The sequence below is a fragment of the Streptomyces sp. UH6 genome (assembly GCF_013421635.1).
In the GTDB taxonomy this organism is placed as follows: domain Bacteria; phylum Actinomycetota; class Actinomycetes; order Streptomycetales; family Streptomycetaceae; genus Streptomyces; species Streptomyces abyssomicinicus.
The window spans coordinates 1-2,363 of record NZ_JACADT010000890.1 but is presented as its reverse complement, the minus strand read 5'-3'; the positions used below and the strand labels follow the sequence as shown (position 1 = coordinate 2,363).

General features: G+C 74.2%; 2 protein-coding genes and 1 pseudogene. 1 reads left to right on the top strand and 2 read right to left on the bottom strand.

What is annotated here, in order from left to right; genetic code table 11:
- The coding region (locus HW445_RS27205; protein ID WP_218957434.1) for an AzlD domain-containing protein at positions 1 to 323 on the top strand (323 nt) is incomplete at its 5' end.
- A 59-nt stretch (positions 324 to 382) separates the two neighbouring features.
- Here HW445_RS27205 and HW445_RS27200 read toward each other — a convergent pair.
- Together HW445_RS27200 and HW445_RS27195 are read right to left on the bottom strand one after the other, a co-directional pair.
- Positions 383 to 574: pseudogene (locus HW445_RS27200) on the bottom strand (FAD-dependent oxidoreductase); the annotation flags it as partial.
- Positions 575 to 629: 55 nt separating this feature from the next.
- Positions 630 to 2,363: FtsX-like permease family protein (locus HW445_RS27195; RefSeq protein WP_180223523.1), on the bottom strand; the 1,734-nt coding region annotated here is incomplete at its 5' end.

Genomic DNA, 2,363 nt, shown 5'->3' with positions numbered 1-2,363 from the left:
CGCTCCGACGAAGAGGTCCCACGATGACCCTCTGGCTCGCCATAATCGCCGTCGCCGCTCTCAGCTTCGCCTGCAAGGCCTTAGGGCCCGCCCTGGTCGGCGGGCGCACGCTGCCGCCCCGGGCGCGGTCGGTGATCGCCCTGGCCGCCCCCGCCCTGCTCGCCGGGTTCATCGTGGTCGACGTGCTGGGCCCGCGCTGGAGCGCGGTGGACCTCACCCTGATAGCCGGACTCGCTGTCGTCCCGGTACTCGTCCGGACCCGGGCCCCGCTCCCTGTGACCCTGGTGGCCGCGGTCGCCGTGACGGCACTCCTGCGCCTGTAGGACCGTGGCGGCCGCTGCCGTCACGGCGTCCGGAACCGGGCGTCCGCCAGGCGGAGACCGTACCGGTGGAACTGCTCCTCGGGGCCGAACAGCATCTCCCGGGTACGTGAGTGCATGCCGTCCGCGCCGAACACCATGTCGAACGTACGGCGGCCGCCACCGCGGAAGGTGACGTCGACCCCGTGGTCGGACTGGTCGGACTGGTCGCGGGTGTCGATGGAGTCGTTGAACAGGAACTCCACGTCGTCCCGCGGGCGGGCGATCCCGTCGTGGCAGACACCCGTGCCCCGGTGGCTGCAGCCCGCGCTACGACCGGCGGCGCAGCGCCGCTCGGGCCGGCAGCGTGACCGCGAGCTGTGCCAGGCAGCCGGCGGCGGCCGCGAAGGAGCCGTACAGCAGCGGGGGCACGTACGGCCCCTCCCCGGTCATGCCGCGCATCATCGGGATCAGCGTGGCCGCGGCGATCGCGGAGCCGAGGAGCAGGCCCACCGCGGAGACCAGCAGGCCCTCCCAGCGGAGCATCGCCAGCACCTGACGCCGGGTGGAGCCGACGAGGCGCAGCGTGCCCAGCTCGCGGCGGCGGTCCAGGACCGTCATCACCAGGGTGTTGCCGGCGGCGACGGCGGCGAATCCGCCGAGGACCGCGGCCATGGTGTTGTTGGTCCAGGCGCCCAGCCTCGCGTCGAGGTTCTGCTCGGTGGCGTAGCCGGACGGGTCGGTGACCTTGCCGAGGGCGGTGAGCGACTTCTCCGAGCCGCCCCGTACCAGGAGTGTGCTGTCGAAGCCCGAGGTGACGTGCCCGGCCAGGGACGCCCGGTCCATGGTCACCGTGGCCAGGCCGAGGCCGCGGCCGTAGACCGCGACGATCTCGGGGCGGACCTCGGTGCCGTCGGGAAGGTAGAGCGGGAGCCGGTCGCCGACGCCGGCGTCCGCCGAGGTCGCCAGGGTCTTGTCGACGGCGATACGGCCCTGGCCGAGCCGGTCGAGGCTGCCTTCGCGTACGTCCAGGTCCTGCACCTTCGCGAGTTCTGCGCCGGAGCCGGTGACGCCCTGGGTCGCCGCGCCCTGCAGCGACGTGAACTCGCCGGAGCCGACCGGCACCAGCACCTGTGTGTTCAGCAGGCCGACGGCTGCCTCCACACCCGGCGCACGAGCGGCGTGGGCAGCCGCCTCCACCGGGAGCCCGGCCGGGTCCGTCACCACATGGTCCGCGGTGATGCCCGCGCGCCGCTGCTTGTCGGCGGCGTGGGTCTCGCTCGTGTGCATGAACACGAGGGTCGAGGAGAAGGCCACGGCGAGCACGATCGGGGTGATCGCGGAGGCGAGGCGCCGGGCGTTGGTACGGGAGTTGGCGGCCGCGAGCTGGGCGGTCGGGCCCGCGCCGCGCAGCGGGAGGCCGAACAGGCCTGCGCACAGCCGCGCCACCAGCGGGCCGAGCAGGCCGACGGCGAGCATGAAGCACATGACGACACCGAGGGCGGCGCCGGCCGCGTCATCCCCCGTGGAACCGGCGGAGAGACCGGTGAGGAGGAAACCGCCGACGAGGGCGCCGATGCCCAGCACCGTACGGATGACGCCGGGCCGCAGTCGCTCCACCGACGCCTCCGACAGCGCCTGGCCCGGCTTGATCTTCGCGGGCCGACGCCCGGCCGTCCAGCTGGCGCCGAGCGCGGTGAGCAGCCCCACGCCGAGCGCGGCGAGCAGCGGAAATCCGGAGACGTGCAGGTCCACGGCGCGCGGAACGGCGCCGCGGTCCTGCAGCTGCCCGAACCACCAGTGCGCGAGCCCGATGCCGGGCAGGCAGCCGACGATCCCGGCGAGCGGCGCGACGAGCAGTGCTTCGGAGGCGACCGCGCGGCGGATCTGCCGCGGGGTGGCGCCGACGGCGCGCAGCAGCGCGAACTCGCGGGCCCGCTGACCGACCGAGAGCGCGACGGTTCCGGCGGCGGTGAAGACCGCGACGATGGCGGCGATGCCGCCGAAGGAGCCGCCGATCCCGAAGAGCGTCTCCTTGGCGTGGCCAAGGCCCGGGTCCTCGAC